This is a genomic window from Paracoccus benzoatiresistens (assembly GCF_026913015.1).
GTDB lineage: Bacteria > Pseudomonadota > Alphaproteobacteria > Rhodobacterales > Rhodobacteraceae > Paracoccus > Paracoccus benzoatiresistens.
Window position 1 is genome coordinate 120,449 of record NZ_JAPTYD010000007.1, and the last position, 17,352, is coordinate 137,800.

Consider the following 17,352-nt stretch of genomic DNA (forward strand, 5'->3'; position numbering starts at 1 on the left):
TCGCATGACGCCGGGGGCCCGCATATCCGCCGCGATCGAGGTTCTGGACCAGATCCTCGCGGGCCAGCCTGCCGAACAGGCCCTGCTGCGCTGGTCGCGCTCCAGCCGGTATGCAGGCTCGGGCGACCGCGCGGCGGTGCGCGACCTGGTCTTTGACGCCCTGCGCTGCCGGAACAGCCATGCGGCGCTTGGGGGCGCGCTGACCGGGCGCGGGCTGATGATCGGCGGCCTGTGCGCCGCCGGGCAGGATCCGGCCCTGCTTTTCACGGGCCAGGGCCATGCGCCCGCACCCCTGGTCGCAGGCGAGGGGGCCGGTTCCGCCGAGGGCGTTTCCAACCTCCCCGACTGGATCCGCCCACTGTGGGACCAATCCCTGGGTGACAGCGCCCAGGCCGTCGCGGCTGCGATGCAGCACCGGGCACCGGTCTGGCTGCGGGTCAACGGCATCAAGGCTGACGCCGCCGAGGCCATCCGCGTTTTGGCCGGGGACCGCGTCGATGCCATGCCCGATCCGCGCCTTGCGACGGCGCTGCTGGTGACGGGAAACGAACGCCGCCTGTCGCAAAGTCGGGCCTATCGCGACGGTCTGGTCGAGTTGCAGGATCTGTCGCCGCAACTGGCCTGCGCGACCCTTCCGGTGGCCCCGGGGATGCGTGTGCTGGACTATTGCGCGGGCGGGGGCGGCAAGACCCTTGCCGTGGCGGGGCGGTCCGACCGCTTGACGCTTGTCGCCCATGACGCCGATCCCGCGCGGATGCGGGACCTGCCGCAACGGGCCGCGCGGGCAGGGGTCAAGGTCCGCCTGGCCCCTGATCCCGCAGGCGTCTTCGACCTGGTGATCGCCGATGTGCCCTGTTCGGGGTCGGGCACCTGGCGGCGCACGCCCGATTCGAAATGGCGCCTGACCGAAAAGGCCCTGCTTGATCTGGTAGCGCTGCAGGCCTGGATCCTGCGCAAGGCAACGGCCCATGTGCGGCCGGGCGGGCATCTGGCCTACATGACCTGCTCGGTCCTTGATCCCGAAAACGATGCGCAGGCGGCGGCGTTCCTGGCCGAAAACCCGGACTTCAGGCAGGTTTCACGCCATCTCTGGACTCCGCTGGACGCCAGCGACGGCTTTTTCCTGGCGCTTCTGGCGCGCCGATGAGGCGACGCCCGGTCATTAACGCTATCTTAAGCGCTTTGGCGGTATCGAGCATCCTGAGGGGCAGGAAAGGGGCTCGGCGCATGGCTTTTGAGGATACGCAATCGGCATTGTCGCGAAACGCAGCAGTGGCCTTGCCCTTGCTGATGTTTCCGGTGGTGGTCGCGGCCATTGTCGCCCTGGTCGCGCCGCAAAGCAGCTATGGCGCCCTGGCCCTGGTGATCGGCACCATCGCGGTCGCCTGGTATATCCTGGGGGGCGTGATCTCGCTTGGCTATGTGCTGGACCGGCTGGCGGCGCGGCGGGCGCTTGCCGCGATCCGGCACGAGGTCGCGGCCGCGCCGGATCCGGTCTGGATCTGCGATTCGGACGGGCTGGTGATGATGCAGAACGAGGCCTCGCGGTCAGGCTTCGGCGACATTGCCGGGCAGAACATCCTGCGGCTGGTGTCCGGACTGCGCGCCGATGCCGCCCCCGACATGGAGGGTCTGGTGCGCCGAGCGGGCTATGTGGGCTGCGCGGATCTGGCGCTGGCCTCGGGCGATACGCTGACGCTCAGCAGGGCCGAGGATGCGCCCCTGCAGATCTGGTCCTATCACCGCCGCGGCAGCCAGCACCCCGCGCCAATGGTCGAGGACGAGGCCGAGGCACCCGACGACTTCGAGGCGATCCCCGTCGCCCTGCTGCGCATCGCGCCGAACGGCCATGTCCGCCGCGCCAATGCCGCCGCCCGGCGGCTGCTGGGCGACAGCCTGCCCGAGGGGCCGGAGGCCATCCATATCGGCAGCATTCTGGACGGTCCCGGCCGTCCGACCGGCGAATGGGTGGCCGAAACCCATGCCGCGCGCCGCACCGATGGCCGGTCCGAGGTGCTGCGCCTGCGCACCCCGGCCGACACTGCCAGGGAGCAGCACGTCCAGGTCACGCTGGCCATCGACCCGGTGGAGCAGCCTGGCCTGATCGCGGTGCTGAACGACGCCAGCGCGCTGAAGACCCTTGAGGCGCAGTTCGTGCAAAGCCAGAAGATGCAGGCCATCGGCCAGTTGGCGGGGGGCGTGGCGCATGACTTCAACAACCTGTTGACCGCCATCCGCGGGCATTGCGACCTTCTGATGCTGCGCCATGACAAGGGCGATCCCGATTATGCCGACCTGGACCAGATCGGCCAGAACGCCAACCGCGCCGCCGCCCTGGTGGGCCAGCTTCTGGCCTTTTCGCGCCGCCAGCAGTTGCGGCTCGAGACGCTGGACCCGCGCGATGTGCTGGCGGACCTGACCCATCTTCTGAACCGCCTGGTGGGCGAAAAGGTCACCCTGACCATCGCCCATGATTCCGCCCTGCGCGCCATCCGTGCCGACAAACGACAACTGGAGCAAGTCATCATGAACCTTGTCGTGAATGCCCGTGACGCCATGCCAACCGGCGGCAATATCGAAATCCGCACCGACGTGACGGCCATCGGAGGGGAGGGCGAGGGCGCGCGCGGCAAGGTGTCGCTGCCCAAGGGGGATTACCTGCGCATCCGCGTCACCGACGAAGGCTGCGGCATCGACCCGGCGCTTCTGGACAAGATCTTCGAGCCCTTCTTCACCACCAAGCGCGTGGGCGAAGGGACCGGCCTCGGCCTGTCCACCGCATATGGGATCGTCAAGCAGACCGGAGGCTATATCTTCTGCGACAGCGAGGTCGGCCGCGGCACCTGCTTTTCGCTCTATTTCCCCGCGCAAGCCGGCGGGCAGCCCGCGCCTCGCCCGGTCGCCGCCCCGGCCGCCATGCCGGAGCCCGAGCGCCGCGCCACCGTGCTGCTGGTCGAGGACGAGGCCCCGGTCCGCGCCTTTGCCGCCCGCGCCCTGCGCCTCAAGGGCTATGATGTCCACGAGGCATCCAGTGCCGAGGAAGCGCTCGCATTGCTGGACGGGACGCTGGCCGTGGACATCTTCGTGACCGATGTGGTGATGCCCGGCATGGACGGGCCAAGCTGGGTCCGCGCGGCGCTTCGGGACCGGCCCGGCACAAGGGTGATCTTCATGTCCGGCTATACCGAGGACATCTTCGGCGAAGGCCATGCCCCCGTCCCGAACGCGACCTTCCTAGCCAAACCCTTCACGCTGAACGAACTGGCGCAATGCGTCGCACGACAGTTGCAGGGTCCGCCGCGCCGCCTGGACGCGTGAACGGCTTGTGTAGGGTCGCTTCCAGGAATGGTTAAGGAAATGTGATTTCCGACACCGATAGTGCTTGAAAAAAATGCCCCGAACGCGCATCTATCCACAGGAACAAGAAGTGAACATCAACCTCCCGTGGTCGGCAGATTGCTGTGTCGGCCAGGCTGTGAAATAACGGTAAGGACCATATGGCACAGGCGAGCATCTTCGACATGAACGACAAGCGCAGCGCGGACAAGCAGAAGGCGCTCGACAGCGCCCTTGCCCAGATCGAACGCCAGTTCGGCAAGGGCTCGATCATGAAGCTGGGCAAGGACAGCCCGGTAGCCGAGATCGAGGCGACCTCGACTGGATCGCTGGGGCTGGACATCGCCCTTGGCATCGGCGGTCTGCCCAAGGGCCGCATCATCGAGATTTTCGGGCCGGAAAGCTCGGGCAAGACCACGCTGACGCTGCATGTCGTGGCTGAGGAACAGAAGAAGGGCGGCGTCTGCGCCTTTGTGGACGCGGAACACGCGCTTGACCCGCAATACGCCAAGAAGCTGGGCGTGAACCTGGACGAACTGCTGATCAGCCAGCCCGACACGGGCGAGCAGGCGCTCGAGATCGTGGACACCTTGGTCCGCTCGGGGGCGGTCAGCCTGGTGGTCGTCGACTCGGTCGCGGCGCTGACGCCCAAGTCCGAGATCGAGGGCGACATGGGCGACATGCAGATGGGCAGCCAGGCCCGCCTGATGAGCCAGGCGATGCGCAAGCTGACCGCCTCCATCGGGCGTTCGAACTGCATGGTGATCTTCATCAACCAGATCCGCATGAAGATCGGCGTGATGTTCGGCAACCCGGAAACCACGACGGGCGGCAACGCGCTGAAGTTCTATGCCTCGGTGCGCCTGGATATCCGCCGCACCGGCTCGGTCAAGGATCGGGACGAGGTGATCGGCAACACGACCCGCGTCAAGGTCGTCAAGAACAAGGTCGCGCCGCCCTTCAGGCAGGTGGAATTCGACATCATGTATGGCGAAGGCATCAGCAAGGTGGGCGAGCTGATCGACCTGGGCGTCAAGGCCGGCGTCGTCGAGAAGTCTGGCGCCTGGTATTCCTATGGCGACGAGCGCATCGGCCAGGGCCGCGAGAATGCCAAGCAGTTCCTGCGCGACAACCCCGAAAAGGCCATGGCGATCGAGGACAAGATCCGAGCCAGCCACGGCCTGGAATTCGCGGTCGCGGCCAATGAGGACGACAGCCTGACCGAGGAATGATCGGCAGGCACCGGCAAACACGACGCGCGGGCAGGCTTGCCCGCGCGTTTTTCTTTGTGGAAGGGCAGCCGGAGGCCCCACCTTTGCGGCGATTGCTGGACAGGGCAGGCCGCGGGTTATAGATCATTCGCAAACCCGGCGCGCGTATCCCCGGCCGCGCCACCAGAACGCGAAGGCCCAACATGCCCACATTGAACGACATCCGCTCGACGTTCCTGAGCTTCTTTGAACGGAACGGCCACCGCGTCGTCGAGTCCTCGCCCCTGGTGCCGCGCAACGACCCGACGCTGATGTTCACCAACTCGGGCATGGTGCAGTTCAAGAACCTGTTCACAGGGGTCGAGACGCGCGACTACAAGCGCGCGACCACGGCGCAGAAATGCGTGCGCGCAGGCGGCAAGCACAACGACCTGGACAATGTGGGCTATACCGCGCGCCACCATACCTTCTTCGAGATGCTGGGCAATTTCAGCTTTGGCGACTACTTCAAGGAAGGCGCCATTCCCTTTGCCTGGGAACTGCTGACCAAGGATTTCGGCATCCCCAAGGACAGGCTGCTGGTCACGGTCTATCACACCGACGACGAGGCCGCGAATATCTGGAAGAAGGTCGCGGGTCTGACGGACGACCGGATCATCCGCATCCCGACCAGCGACAACTTCTGGCAGATGGGCCCGACCGGCCCCTGCGGTCCCTGCACCGAGATCTTCTATGACCATGGCGACCAGATCTGGGGCGGTCCTCCGGGCAGCGCGGACGAAGACGGCGACCGCTTCATTGAGATCTGGAACCTCGTCTTCATGCAGAACGAGCAGTTCGAGGACGGCTCGATGCGCGCGCTGGACATGCAGTCCATCGACACCGGCATGGGGCTGGAGCGGATCGGCGCGCTGCTGCAGGGCAAGCACGACAACTATGACACCGACCTGATGCGCTCGCTGATCGAGGCATCGGCGCATGCGACCAGCAACGACCCCGACGGGCCGGGCAAGGTCCATCACCGGGTGATCGCCGACCACCTGCGGTCCACCAGCTTCCTGATCGCGGACGGGGTGATGCCCAGCAATGAAGGGCGCGGCTATGTGCTGCGCCGGATCATGCGCCGGGCGATGCGGCACGCGCATATGCTGGGCGCGCAGGATCCGGTCATGCACAAGCTGGTGCCGGCACTGGTGCGCCAGATGGGCGCGGCCTATCCCGAACTGACCCGCGCGCAGGCCTTGATCGAGGAAACCCTGCGCAGCGAGGAAACCCGTTTCCGCCAGACGCTGGATCGCGGCCTGCGGCTGCTGGACGACGAACTGGCCCGGCTGCCCGAGGGCGCGAACCTGCCGGGCGAGGCGGCGTTCAAGCTGTATGACACCTACGGCTTCCCGCTGGACCTGACGCAGGACGCGCTGCGCGAGCAGGGCCGGGCCGTTGATACCGCCGGCTTCGACGCCGCCATGGCCGAGCAAAAGGCCAAGGCGCGTGCGGCCTGGGCAGGCTCGGGCGAATCGAAGGACGCCACCATCTGGTACGAGCTGGCCGAACGGCACGGCGCGACCGAGTTCCTGGGGTATGACACCGAGGAGGCCGAGGGCCAGGTCCTCGCGCTTGTCGCCGACGGGGCAGAGGTGGCCGAGGCCCGGCAAGGCCAGACCGTGAACCTGGTCGTCAACCAGTCGCCCTTCTATGCGGAATCCGGCGGTCAGGTGGGCGATACCGGGTTGATCGAGACCGAAACGGGCGCGGCCCGCGTGACCGATACCCGCAAGGTCGCGGGCGTCTTCCTGCACGTGGCCGAGGTGACGACGGGCACCATCAGCCGCGGGCAGGGCGCCACCCTGTTGGTCGATCACGACCGCCGCGGCGCCATCCGGGCCAACCATTCGGCCACCCACCTGCTGCATGAGGCGCTGCGCCGCGCGCTTGGCGAGCATGTCGCGCAGCGCGGCAGCCTGAACGCGCCGGATCGTCTGCGTTTCGATTTCAGCCACAACAGCGCGGTCTCGTCCGAGGAACTGGCCCGGGTCGAGGCCGAGGTGAACGAGTTCATCCGCCAGAACAGCCCCGTCGAAACCCGGATCATGACGCCCGACGATGCGCGCGGGCTTGGCGCCCAGGCTCTGTTCGGCGAGAAATACGGCGAGGAGGTGCGGGTCGTGTCCATGGGCCGGCTGGCCGACAGCGGCAAGGGTGCCGATGGCCAGACCTATTCGCTGGAGCTTTGCGGCGGCACGCATGTCGCGCGGACCGGCGATATCGGGGCCTTTGCGCTTCTGGGCGACAGTGCCTCCAGCGCGGGCGTCCGGCGGATCGAGGCGTTGACCGGGCAGGCCGCGCTGGCGCATCTGCGCAATTCTGACAGTCAGTTGTCGGAGATTGCGGGCATCCTGAAGGCGCAGGCGGGCGACGTGGTCAACCGTGTCAAGGCCCTGGCGGATGAACGCAAGGCCTTGGCCAACGAGGTCGCGCAGCTCAAGCGCCAGCTTGCCATGGGCGGGGGCGGCAGTCAGGCGGCCAAGGACATCGGCGGCGTCAAGTTCATCGGCCGCAGGGTTGAGGGCGTGGGCGGCAAGGAGCTTGGCGCGCTGGTCGATGAAATGAAGTCGCAGCTTGGCAGCGGCGCGGTGCTGGTCCTGGCGGAAGCCGAGGGCAAGGCGACCGTCGCGGCGGGCGTCACCCCCGATCTGGTGGGCCGAATCAGCGCCGTGACGCTGGTGCAGACCGCGACCGCCGCGCTTGGCGGCAAGGGCGGCGGCGGGCGGCCGGACCGGGCGCAAGGCGGCGCCCCGAGCCTTGAAGCCGCCGACAGCGCCATCGCCGAAGTCGAGAAACTGATCGAGGAAACAGCATGACTGCGCTCTGGATTGCCCATGTGACCGTCACGGACCCCGAGGCTTACGCGAAATACGCGCAGGCCGCCGGCCCGGCGATTGCCGCCCATGGCGGGGTCTTCCTGGCGCGCGGCGGCCGCTACCAGCAGCTTGAGGGCAACGACCGCGCTCGCAACGTGGTCGCGCGCTTTCCCAGCTTTGACGCCGCCGTTGCCTGCTACAACAGCAGCGAATACCAGGCGGCGCTGGCCCACGCAAAGGGCGCGTCCGAACGCGACCTTGTGATCGTTGAGGAAACGCCTCCGCCTGCAGAATAGGCTTTGCCCTTCATCCTTTCGTGGTATTTCTATCGTATAAAAGAGAAACGCGAAGGGGCAGGGACATGTGCCGTTGGGCCGCCTATGTGGGCCAACCGATCTTTCTTGAGGACATCGTCAGCCGCCCGGATCACTCGCTGATCCGGCAAAGCCAGGGCGCGCGGCGATGCCTCACTCCGGTCAATGCGGACGGCTTCGGCATCGCATGGTATGGCGAACGCCCCGAGCCAGGGCTTTACCGCGACGCGATGCCCGCCTGGTCCGATCCGAACCTGCACAGCCTGGTCGGGCAGGTGCGGTCGGGATTGTTCATGGCCCATGTCCGCGCCTCGACCGGGACGGCAACCAGCCGCAACAACTGCCATCCCTTCGTGTCCGGCCGGTGGAGCTTCATGCATAACGGCCAGTTCGGCGGCTATGACACCTTTCGCCGGGATGCGGACGTGATGATCCCCGATGCCTTCTATCCCGACCGCAAGGGCGCGACCGACAGCGAGGCGCTGTTCCTGATCGCCCTGGGCGAGGGGCTGGATCACGACCCCAAGGGTGCAATGGAACGGGCCATGGCGCGGCTGACCGATCTGGCGATGCGACGCGGCAGCGCGCCTTTCGTGCGGGCGGCCTGTGCCTTTTCGGACGGGCGGCGGCTTTATGCGATCCGCCACGCCAGCGACGACCAGGCGCCCAGCCTGTATCACCGCTGGTCGCGGACCCGGAATGGCCGCGCGGTGGTGTCGGAACCCCTGGAAACCGAGGAAAGCGACTGGACCGAGGTGCCGCCCGGCAGTTTCTGCATCTTCGATCAGGCCAGTGTCACGGTGCAGCCCTTTGTCCCGCAATTGCAGGCAAGGGCCGCCTGATCAGGCTTGGGTCGGCGCGCTGCGCGGGGCCGGGGGTGTTGCCTCGGCTTCGGCCGGGGCCGCCGGCGTCGCCGCGACGGGGCGATCGCTTGGCTGCGGGGCGGCCGCCTGCGGAAGGTCGGGCATGGGTTCGGGCGCGCGCGCGGGCGAGGCTGCGGCGGGATATTCCGGCTGCGGCTGCCGCGCCACGGTCGCGGCTGCCGGGGCTGCGACCGCGCGGCGGAAGACCAGCAGGTTGTGGTAAACGGTGCTGCGCCCGGTCAGGCCGCTGCGTTCCTCGCTGGGAAGCACGTCGGCGCGGACATATTCCCATCCCTCGCGCGCCATGCGGTTCAGTTCGGATGTCAGCGCGACGGCATAGCGGTCGCCGGGCGTCTTGGCATCCTTGGCCTTTTCGCCGCGGCTTGGCGCGGGAAGGACACTGTATTCGAAATGGCTCAAGGGACGCTCCTTTCGATGCAGGCGGCCGGCGCCTTGCGGTGACGTGATGGCAGCTCCGGGCGGTCCGGCTACATGCCCAGCTTCCGGGCGACCAGTTCGTTGACCGCCGCCGGATTGGCCTTGCCGCCGGTGGCCTTCAAGACCTGGCCCACGAACCAGCCGGCAAGCTTGGGGTTGGCGCGGGCCTTTTCGACCTGGGCGGGATTGGCCGCGATGATGTCGTCCACCGCCTTTTCAATGGCGCCCATGTCCGTGACCTGCTTCATGCCGCGCGATTCCACGATCTGCGCGGGATCGCCGCCCTCGGTCCAGAGGATCTCGAACAGGTCCTTGGCGATCTTGCCGGAAATGTCGCCCTTGGCGATCAGGTCGATCACGCCGCCAAGCTGGGCGGCGGATACGGGCGAGGTCTCGACCGTCAGCCCTTCCTTGTTCAGCCGGCCGAACAGCTCGTTGATGACCCAGTTCGCCGCCTGCTTGCCGTCCCGGCCACGGGCCACGGCCTCGAAGAAGTCGGCATTCTCGACCTCGGCCGTCAGCACGCCCGCGTCGTATTCCGACAAGCCCAGTTCCTGGACGAAGCGGGCCTTCTTCTCGTCCGGCAGTTCCGGCATGACGCGGGCGATATCGTCCACCCAGGCCTGCTCGATCTCCAGCGGCAGCAGGTCGGGGTCGGGGAAATAGCGATAGTCATGCGCTTCCTCCTTCGACCGCATGGACCGGGTCTCGCCCCGGTCGGGATCGTAGAGGCGGGTTTCCTGCACCACCGCGCCGCCGTCCTCGATGATGGCGATCTGGCGGCGGGCCTCGTATTCGATGGCGGCTTGGATGAACCGCAGCGAGTTCATGTTCTTGATCTCGCAGCGGGTGCCCAGGTGGCTGAAGTCCTGCGTTTCCTGGTACCGCTCATAGGCGCCGGGCGCGCAGACCGACACGTTCACGTCGGCGCGCAGGTTGCCGTTCTGCATGTTGCCGTCGCAGGTGCCCAGATAGCGCATGATCTGGCGGAGCTTCGCGACATAGGCCGCCGCTTCCTCCGGTCCCCGGATGTCGGGGCGGCTGACGATCTCCATCAGGGCCACGCCGGTGCGGTTCAGGTCCACGAAGGACATGTTCGGGTCCATGTCGTGGATCGACTTGCCCGCGTCCTGTTCCAGGTGGATGCGTTCGATGCGCACGCGCCGGGCGACGCCGGGAGCCATGTCCACGATCACCTCGCCCTCGCCCACGATGGGGTGGTAAAGCTGGCTGATCTGGTAGCCCTGCGGCAGGTCCGGGTAGAAATAGTTCTTGCGGTCGAAGGCCGACCACAGGTTGATCGCCGCCTTCAGCCCCAAGCCCGTGCGCACCGCCTGCGCGACGCAGAATTCGTTGATGACCGGCAGCATTCCCGGCATCGCCGCATCGACAAAGGCCACGTGGCTGTTCGGCTCGGCCCCGAAGCCGGTGGAGGCGCCGGAAAACAGCTTGGCCTTCGAAGCGACCTGCGCGTGGACCTCCAGCCCGATGACCAGTTCCCAGTCCTGTTTCGCGCCCGCGATGGTCTTGGGCTGCGGGGCGGTAAAGGAAAGATGGTCGAGCATCGGGAACCTCGGATGGGTCGGACGAGTATAAGGACTGCAGGCCTTTTAGGTCAGCGCGCAGGTGATGTCACGGGGGCGGCGGGCGCAAATCGCGCCGATGTTCCCGGCGCGGACGAATCACCGGCTTGCAGAAAAATGGCTGCAAGTCGTTAATGCGGGCCGCTGAACTGGCCCGTTCGGCGGATTTCCGACCATCGGGATTCCGGCGCTTGGCGTGATGCCGCCTATGATTCCCGCGCGTTCTTGCCAGATTTTTCAGCCGGGTTATGGGGTTGTTTGACGAAACAATCCCACGAGGATCGGATGCGCTCTGCGCTTGTGCCCCTTGCCGCCCTGGCTTTCCTGGCTGCGTGCCAGTCCACCACGACTCCGCAATCCGAAAGCAAGGCGGCAGCCGAGGCGCAGCAGATGCAGCTTGCCGTTCAGCCCCCGATGCGGTGGGGCAAGGCCGCGGGGTCGGATCAGTGGACCAGGGCGACGCTGTCCGCGCTGGACCGGGAAGGGGTCACGATCCTGTCGCGCGTGCCGAACGACATCGACACCTTCTGCCCGAACTATGCCGAGCTGAATGCAACCGGGCGCAAGGCCTTCTGGGCGGGGCTGCTGTCGGCGGTGGCCAAGCACGAGAGCACCTACAACCCGCAGGCGAGCGGCGGCGGCGGCAAATGGCTGGGGCTGATGCAGATCGCGCCGGCGACCTGGCGCAACTATGGCTGCAACGGCAACATCAAGAATGGCGGCGACAACATGTCCTGCGCGGTCAAGATCATGTCGCGGCAGGTCGCGCGCGACAATGCGGTCGCCCATGACGGCAACGGCTGGCGCGGCATCGCGCGGGACTGGGCGCCGCTGCGCAATGCCTCGAAGCGCGCCGACATCGCCGCCTGGACCAGCAGCCAGAGCTATTGCCAGCCCAAGGCGTAAGGGGCGCTGCCCCTCGGTCCTTCGAACCTCACCCCGGGATATTTGCATGAAGAAGGAAGGGCGGGGATTTCCCGCCCCTTGTCGTGTCTAGCGCAGCGCGGCCAGGATGCGGGCCCAGGACCGCGCGCCCTTCGCGAAGCTTTGCACGTCGTATTTCTCGTTCGGGGAATGGATGCGGTCGTCGTCGCGGGCAAATCCGATCAGCATCGAATCCATGCCCAGGATCGTCTTGAAGTCGCCCGCGATCGGGATCGAGCCGCCGCTGCCGATAAAGGCGGCCTCTTGCCCCCATTCCTCGCCAAGCGCGGCCCGGGCCGCCGCAAACGCCGGGTTCGAGGTGTCCATGACGCTGGCCGGGCTGCCGCCGTGTTCGTGGAACTCGACCGTGCAGTCGGGCGGCAGGAAGCTGCGGACGTGGTCGCGGAAGGCTGCGCGGACCTTGGCCGGATCCTGGCGGCCGGTCAGGCGGAAGCTGACCTTGGCGCGGGCCTCGGCCGGAAGCACGGTCTTGAAGCCGTCGCCGGTATAGCCCCCGGTGATGCCGTTGATTTCCGCCGTGGGGCGGTTCCAGGCCATCTCGACCGGCATCCGGCCCTTTTCGCCGATCGGATGGGACAGGCCCACGCGGCCCAGCATCCCGCGCGCGTCGAAGCCGAGCGATTCCCAATCGCCGCGCAATTCGGAGGAGAGATCGGCAACCCCATCATAGAAGCCGGGCAGGGTAACGCGGCCATCCGCGTCCTTCAGGGCAGCCAGCGCCTGCGCCAGGATCATGATCGGATTGGCCGCCAGCCCGCCGAACAAGCCGGAATGCAGGTCGCGGTCGGCGCCGCGGATCACGACCTCCTCTCCGACCAGCCCGCGCAACTGCGTCACGATGGCGGGCCGGGTGCCGCCGAACAGTTCGGTGTCGCAGATCATCGCCAGCGAGGCGCGCAGTTCCTCGGCATTGTCGCGCAGGAAGGGCCGCAAGGATGGAGAGCCGGACTCCTCCTCGCCCTCGAACAGCAGGATCAGGTCGCTTGGCAATTCGCCATGGACCTCGCGCCAGGCGCGGAAGGCCTCGACAAAGGTCATCAGCTGGCCCTTGTCGTCGGATGCGCCGCGGGCGCGGATCACCTTGCCGCTGGCGGTTTCCTCGATCTGCGGATCGAAGGGCGGGCGATCCCAAAGCGACAGCGGATCGACCGGCTGCACGTCGTAGTGGCCATAGAACAGCAAGGGCCGCGCGCCGCCCGGCTGCGAGCGTGCGACCACCATCGGATGGCCCGGCGTGTCGCGGATCTGCGCGTCAAAGCCGATTTCCGCCAGTTCATCCCGCAGCCATGTCGCGGCCGCGCGCACATCGCCCGCATGGGCCGGATCGGTCGAGATCGAGGGGATGCGCAAGAAGGCCACAAGCCTGTCCAAAGCCGCATCCAGCCCTTGATCCAGCCGGGCCAGAACCTCATCTAATCTTTCATCTCGCAGCATATTCATCCCCCGTTTTCCGAGTCATTCGATAGGTCTTGCGCATGGTCCTTTGGTCCCCGTGCGACAATTTTGACCTGTCATTTTCAGCATTTGATATGTATCAACGCGGGACCGCGCGCGATCTGACAATGATTGCACCCAGCCAGCTATGCAAGGGAACGCCCGTAATGAACTATGATGCCGCCTTGGACCAGGCTATCGGTCGGCTGCATGAGGAAGGCCGCTATCGCACCTTCATCGATATCGAGCGGGTCAAGGGTCAGTTCCCCCAGGCCGTCTGGACGCGTCCCGATGGCGAAAAGCAGGACATCACCGTCTGGTGCGGCAACGATTACCTGGGCATGGGCCAGCATCCGGTGGTGCTGGCGGCCATGCACGAGGCGCTGGATGCGGTCGGCGCCGGTTCGGGCGGCACGCGCAACATTTCCGGCACCACCGTTTATCACAAGCAACTGGAGGCCGAGCTGGCGGACCTTCACGGCAAGGAAGCCGCGCTGGTGTTCTCCAGCGCCTATATCGCCAATGACGCGACGCTTTCCACGCTGCCCAAGCTGTTCCCCGGCCTGATCATCTATTCGGACGAGTTGAACCACGCCTCGATGATCGAGGGGATCAAGCGCAACGGCGGCGCCAAGCGCATCTTCCGCCACAACGACCTGGCTCACCTGCGCCAGTTGCTGGAGGCCGACGATCCCGCCGCGCCCAAGCTGATCGCCTTCGAGTCGATCTATTCGATGGACGGCGACTTCGGCCCGATCAAGGCGATCTGCGACCTTGCCGACGAATTCAACGCCCTGACCTACCTGGACGAGGTGCACGCCGTAGGCATGTACGGCCCCCGCGGCGGCGGCGTTGCCGAACGCGATGGTCTGCTGGACCGCATCGACATCTTCAACGGCACGCTGGGCAAGGCATTCGGCGTCTTCGGCGGCTATATCGCCGGCACGGCCAGGATGTGCGACGCGATCCGGTCCTATGCGCCGGGCTTCATCTTCACCACCTCCTTGCCGCCTGCGGTGGCGGCGGGCGCAGCGGCCTCGATCCGCTTCCTGAAGGGCGAGGGTGGCCAGCACCTGCGCGATGCGCAGCAACTGCACGCCCGGATCCTGAAGATGCGGCTGAAGTCGCTGGGCATGCCGATCATCGACCACGGCAGCCATATCGTGCCGGTCCATGTCGGTCATCCGGTCCATTGCAAGATGCTGTCGGACATGCTGCTGCGCGACTATGGCATCTATGTCCAGCCGATCAACTTCCCCACCGTCCCGCGCGGGACGGAGCGGCTGCGCTTTACCCCGTCGCCGGTCCATGCCCCGCGCCAGATCGACCATCTGGTCAAGGCGATGGACAGGTTGTGGTCACATTGTGCGCTCAACCGTCAGGAAATGAGTGCATAATTAAATCGCTTGGTGAACTGCTCTCGCCGGCGTGATAAGCTCGGGATAAAGAAAAGCAGGGAACCGTTCGATTCGGGACGGTGTTCCTGCATCGGGCTATGAGGCAGACCAAAAAATGAGCAGGCTGCGGGCTGAGAACCCGGCAGAAGAGGATTCGCGGGTGGAGGGAATGAACCATTTCCTCGACGACGATACGCGCCTTGGCGACATCATGCGGGGCGAAAGGGCAACATTGGGCAAGTCGCTGCTGGATGTGCAGCGGGAATTGCGCATCCGTGCCTCTTATGTTGCCGCAATCGAAAATTGCGACATCACGGCCTTCGACACGCCCAGTTTCGTGTCGGGCTTTGTTCGGTCCTATGCGCGCTATCTGGGCATGGATGCGGACTGGACCTTCCGCCGCTTCTGCCTGGAGTCCGGCTTCCAGCCGACCCACGGCATTGCGCAGGCGGCCGCCGGGCCAAAGCCCGCAAGGCGTCCCTCGGATCCGGCCGAGGCGCTGGGCAATCCCAAGGCGCTGTTCATCCCGCAGCAGCAAAGCTTCTGGTCCGATATCGAGCCGCGCGCCATTGGCGCGGTGCTGGTTCTGATCGCGCTTGTCTGCGGCCTTGCCTATGGCGGCTGGTCGGTCCTGCAGGAGGTGCAGCGCGTCACCCTGACGCCGGGCGAGAATGCACCGGGCGTCGTGACCGCGCTGGATCCCGTGGAAGGCGCCGACATGGCCGAGCCGCCGCTGGACATGACGGACACGACCGAACTGGCCGAGAACCTGCCCCAGCCCGAGGGCCTGGACCGTCTTTACCGCCCGCAGATCCTCGAGGCTCCGGTGCTGACCGCGCGCGATGGTCCGATCGCCGCCATCGACCCCGGCCTGACCCAGGCCCCGGCGGCCGGGGAAACGGCGGTCGCGCAGGCTCCGGCGGAAAGCGCGACTGCCATTCAGCAGGCGCTGGCCGAAGCTGCGCAGGTCCCCTTCGGCCCGCCGATGCCGGAACAGGCCGCCGCCGCGATCACCGTGGCGCCCGATGCCCCGGCGCTGGAGATCCTGGCGGCACGCCCTGCCTGGGTCCGCGTCACCTCGGCCGATGGCACGGTGCTTCTGGAAAAGATCATGGATGCGGGCGAACGCTTCACGCTGCCCAGCCTGGAAGAACCGCCGGTGCTGCGCACGGGCAATTCGGGCGCGGTCTATTTCGCGGTCAAGGGCCAGACCTATGGTCCCGCCGCGCCGGGCCCGCAGGTCGTGAAGAACATCAAGCTGTCGCCCGAGGATGTGACCGTCAGCTTTGCCCTGGCCGATCTGAACGCGGATCCCGAACTGGCGCAGATGGTTGCGATGGCCCAGGCCGCGCCCCCGGCGGATGCGCCGGCCACCTCGACGGAATAACCGGTCTGCATCCTGCAACCGCTGGGGGACTTCACGTCCCCAAGGCCCCCCGTGGGATATTCGGGCCGAACGACGGCTATTCCCCCCAGGTCCGCTCCAGCAGGTTGATCCAGTTGTCGCAGGCGATCTTGCGGAGCAGCGCCTGGCCATAGCCGTGGTCCTGCATGGCGCCGATCAGCGCGGGCAGGGCTGCGGCGTCCGGAAGATCGCGCGGCATCAAGGCGCCGTCGAAATCGGAGCCGAGCGCCACGCCGTCCTCGCCCAGGATCGCCAGCAGGTGGTCCAGGTGCCGCAGCATCGTGTCGAATCCCTCGAACGGTAGGCGGCGGCCGTCTTCTCGTAGGAAGCTGGAGGCGAAGTTCAGCCCGACCAGCCCGCCGCTGTCGGCGATCACCTGCAACTGCCGGTCGGTCAGGTTGCGGCTGCTTTCGCTGATCGCATGGACGCAGCTGTGGCTGGCGACCAGCGGCGCGTCGGAGAGGGCGGCGACATCGTTGAACCCGGCCTCGTTCAGATGCGACAGATCCAGCATGATCCGCAGATCATTGCATTCGCGGACCAGCGCCTTGCCCGCCTGCGTCAGCCCTTGCCCGATGTCGGGGCCGGCCGGAAAGGCGAAGGGCACGCCCTCGGCATAGGGCGTGGGCCGCGACCAGACCGGGCCAAGCGAGCGCAGCCCCGCCGCGTGCCACAGATGCAGCGCGTCCATGTCGCGGACCGCCTCGGCACCCTCCATGTGCATGATCGCGGCGATGCGGCCAGCGTCGATCGCCTCACGGATTGCGCGCGCCGAGGTGACGATGTCCAGCGTTCCCGTCCGCTCCAGCGCCTTCAGCGCGCTGGCCTGGGCAAAGGCATGGGGCAGGGCCTCGGCAAAGGGGATCTCGGGCGGCAGGGGCATTGCGTAAGGCGGGTTTTCCATCATCGCCACGGCGGCGGCGCCGTTCGGATCAAGCGGCGCCGGAATCCAGATCGCGAAAAAGCCGCCGACCAGCCCGCCCGCGCGGGCGCGCGGCAGGTCCAGGTGCCCGGTGCCGTCGCCGTTCAGCCAGACGTCGGGGCCCTGCGCCACGACGCGTTGCAGGAAATCGTTGTGGCCGTCGAATACCGGGATCATCGGTCGCTCCTCGTGACTTGCCTGGGCGACCATGCACATCTGCACGCGGGCGGCAATGGCCACACTTTGCGCAGGACTCGATTCGGCCTTAGGCTGCCCTTGGCAAGCCACAGGAGACGCCATCCATGCCCGACATCCGCCGCGATTTCGACGGCCAGACCGTCATCACCACCTTCGAGGTGACGCCCGGCAGCGCCCATGACGTGCTGGATCTGCTGACCGATGCATGGGACAAGGTGATCCGCCGCCAGCCGGGTTTCCTGTCGGGGGCGATCCACCTGAACGACGCCCAGACCCGCATCGCCACCTATTCGCAATGGCGCGACCGTCGCGACTATCAGGCGATGCTGCGCAGCGACGAGATGCGCCGCCGCAACCGGGAAATCCACGGCATGTGCAAGAGCTTCGAGCCGGTGATGTACGAGGTCCAGGCCGTTTTCGACGAGTGATGCTGCACGCGCAGAAA

Annotated in this window: 14 protein-coding genes; 10 read left to right on the forward strand and 4 right to left on the reverse strand. The window is 66.7% G+C overall.

What is annotated here, in order from left to right; genetic code table 11:
* The first annotated feature begins 4 nt into the window (after positions 1–4).
* From OU682_RS07915 to OU682_RS07940, 6 genes are all read left to right on the forward strand, one after another.
* Complete coding sequence (locus OU682_RS07915; RefSeq protein ID WP_268941521.1) at positions 5–1,147, forward strand: RsmB/NOP family class I SAM-dependent RNA methyltransferase; 1,143 nt, start codon at positions 5–7, stop codon at positions 1,145–1,147.
* Between the two features lie 80 nt (positions 1,148–1,227).
* Positions 1,228–3,318, forward strand: a complete 2,091-nt coding sequence (locus OU682_RS07920) for a hybrid sensor histidine kinase/response regulator (RefSeq protein ID WP_268941522.1) — start codon at positions 1,228–1,230, stop codon at positions 3,316–3,318.
* 179 nt (positions 3,319–3,497) lie between these two features.
* Complete coding sequence (gene recA, locus OU682_RS07925) at positions 3,498–4,568, forward strand: recombinase RecA (protein WP_268941523.1); 1,071 nt, start codon at positions 3,498–3,500, stop codon at positions 4,566–4,568.
* A gap of 182 nt (positions 4,569–4,750) precedes the next feature.
* On the forward strand, positions 4,751–7,408 hold the full coding sequence (alaS, locus tag OU682_RS07930; RefSeq protein ID WP_268941524.1) for an alanine--tRNA ligase: 2,658 nt from the start codon (positions 4,751–4,753) through the stop codon (positions 7,406–7,408).
* Positions 7,405–7,704 (forward strand): DUF1330 domain-containing protein, encoded by a 300-nt coding sequence (locus OU682_RS07935; RefSeq protein WP_268941525.1) that lies wholly within the window; start codon positions 7,405–7,407, stop codon positions 7,702–7,704. Before alaS ends, OU682_RS07935 begins: the two co-directional genes overlap by 4 nt.
* Positions 7,705–7,769: 65 nt before the next feature.
* On the forward strand, positions 7,770–8,564 hold the full coding sequence (locus OU682_RS07940; RefSeq protein ID WP_268941526.1) for a class II glutamine amidotransferase: 795 nt from the start codon (positions 7,770–7,772) through the stop codon (positions 8,562–8,564).
* On the opposite strand, the gene OU682_RS07945 is transcribed toward OU682_RS07940, so the two are convergent.
* Positions 8,565–9,005 carry a DUF4177 domain-containing protein gene (locus OU682_RS07945; protein WP_268941527.1) on the reverse strand — a complete coding sequence of 147 codons (441 nt, stop codon included), beginning with the start codon at positions 9,003–9,005 and terminating at the stop codon, positions 8,565–8,567. It abuts the gene before it with no gap.
* Positions 9,006–9,073: 68 nt separating this feature from the next.
* Complete coding sequence (gatB, locus tag OU682_RS07950) at positions 9,074–10,588, reverse strand: Asp-tRNA(Asn)/Glu-tRNA(Gln) amidotransferase subunit GatB (RefSeq protein ID WP_268941528.1); 1,515 nt, start codon at positions 10,586–10,588, stop codon at positions 9,074–9,076.
* 303 nt (positions 10,589–10,891) lie between these two features.
* Here gatB and OU682_RS07955 point away from each other — a divergent pair, with 303 nt between their 5' ends.
* Positions 10,892–11,512 carry a transglycosylase SLT domain-containing protein gene (locus tag OU682_RS07955; RefSeq protein WP_268941529.1) on the forward strand — a complete coding sequence of 207 codons (621 nt, stop codon included), beginning with the start codon at positions 10,892–10,894 and terminating at the stop codon, positions 11,510–11,512.
* Between the two features lie 87 nt (positions 11,513–11,599).
* Here the strand turns inward: OU682_RS07955 and OU682_RS07960 are convergent, their stop codons facing one another.
* Positions 11,600–12,985: a M20/M25/M40 family metallo-hydrolase gene (locus OU682_RS07960; RefSeq protein WP_268941530.1), complete on the reverse strand. Its 1,386-nt coding sequence runs from the start codon at positions 12,983–12,985 to the stop codon at positions 11,600–11,602.
* Between the two features lie 167 nt (positions 12,986–13,152).
* Between OU682_RS07960 and hemA the strand changes: the two genes are divergently transcribed.
* Both hemA and OU682_RS07970 read left to right on the forward strand, forming a co-directional pair.
* Positions 13,153–14,382 (forward strand): 5-aminolevulinate synthase, encoded by a 1,230-nt coding sequence (gene hemA, locus OU682_RS07965; protein ID WP_268941531.1) that lies wholly within the window; start codon positions 13,153–13,155, stop codon positions 14,380–14,382.
* A 169-nt stretch (positions 14,383–14,551) separates the two neighbouring features.
* Positions 14,552–15,769 (forward strand): helix-turn-helix domain-containing protein, encoded by a 1,218-nt coding sequence (locus tag OU682_RS07970; protein ID WP_268941532.1) that lies wholly within the window; start codon positions 14,552–14,554, stop codon positions 15,767–15,769.
* A 76-nt stretch (positions 15,770–15,845) separates the two neighbouring features.
* Here the strand turns inward: OU682_RS07970 and OU682_RS07975 are convergent, their stop codons facing one another.
* Positions 15,846–16,886: a dipeptidase gene (locus tag OU682_RS07975; RefSeq protein ID WP_268941533.1), complete on the reverse strand. Its 1,041-nt coding sequence runs from the start codon at positions 16,884–16,886 to the stop codon at positions 15,846–15,848.
* A gap of 125 nt (positions 16,887–17,011) precedes the next feature.
* Between OU682_RS07975 and OU682_RS07980 the strand changes: the two genes are divergently transcribed.
* Positions 17,012–17,335 (forward strand): antibiotic biosynthesis monooxygenase family protein, encoded by a 324-nt coding sequence (locus OU682_RS07980; protein ID WP_268941534.1) that lies wholly within the window; start codon positions 17,012–17,014, stop codon positions 17,333–17,335.
* The last annotated feature ends 17 nt before the right edge of the window (positions 17,336–17,352 follow it).

Coding starts and splice junctions, on each gene's coding strand:
- OU682_RS07915 (WP_268941521.1), top strand. CDS start 5: ATGACGCCGGGGGCCCGCATATCCGCCGCGATCGAGGTTCTGGACCAG.
- OU682_RS07920 (WP_268941522.1), top strand. CDS start 1,228: ATGGCTTTTGAGGATACGCAATCGGCATTGTCGCGAAACGCAGCAGTG.
- recA (WP_268941523.1), top strand. CDS start 3,498: ATGGCACAGGCGAGCATCTTCGACATGAACGACAAGCGCAGCGCGGAC.
- alaS (WP_268941524.1), top strand. CDS start 4,751: ATGCCCACATTGAACGACATCCGCTCGACGTTCCTGAGCTTCTTTGAA.
- OU682_RS07935 (WP_268941525.1), top strand. CDS start 7,405: ATGACTGCGCTCTGGATTGCCCATGTGACCGTCACGGACCCCGAGGCT.
- OU682_RS07940 (WP_268941526.1), top strand. CDS start 7,770: ATGTGCCGTTGGGCCGCCTATGTGGGCCAACCGATCTTTCTTGAGGAC.
- gatB (WP_268941528.1), bottom strand. CDS start 10,588: ATGCTCGACCATCTTTCCTTTACCGCCCCGCAGCCCAAGACCATCGCG.
- OU682_RS07955 (WP_268941529.1), top strand. CDS start 10,892: ATGCGCTCTGCGCTTGTGCCCCTTGCCGCCCTGGCTTTCCTGGCTGCG.
- OU682_RS07960 (WP_268941530.1), bottom strand. CDS start 12,985: ATGCTGCGAGATGAAAGATTAGATGAGGTTCTGGCCCGGCTGGATCAA.
- hemA (WP_268941531.1), top strand. CDS start 13,153: ATGAACTATGATGCCGCCTTGGACCAGGCTATCGGTCGGCTGCATGAG.
- OU682_RS07970 (WP_268941532.1), top strand. CDS start 14,552: ATGAACCATTTCCTCGACGACGATACGCGCCTTGGCGACATCATGCGG.
- OU682_RS07975 (WP_268941533.1), bottom strand. CDS start 16,886: ATGATCCCGGTATTCGACGGCCACAACGATTTCCTGCAACGCGTCGTG.
- OU682_RS07980 (WP_268941534.1), top strand. CDS start 17,012: ATGCCCGACATCCGCCGCGATTTCGACGGCCAGACCGTCATCACCACC.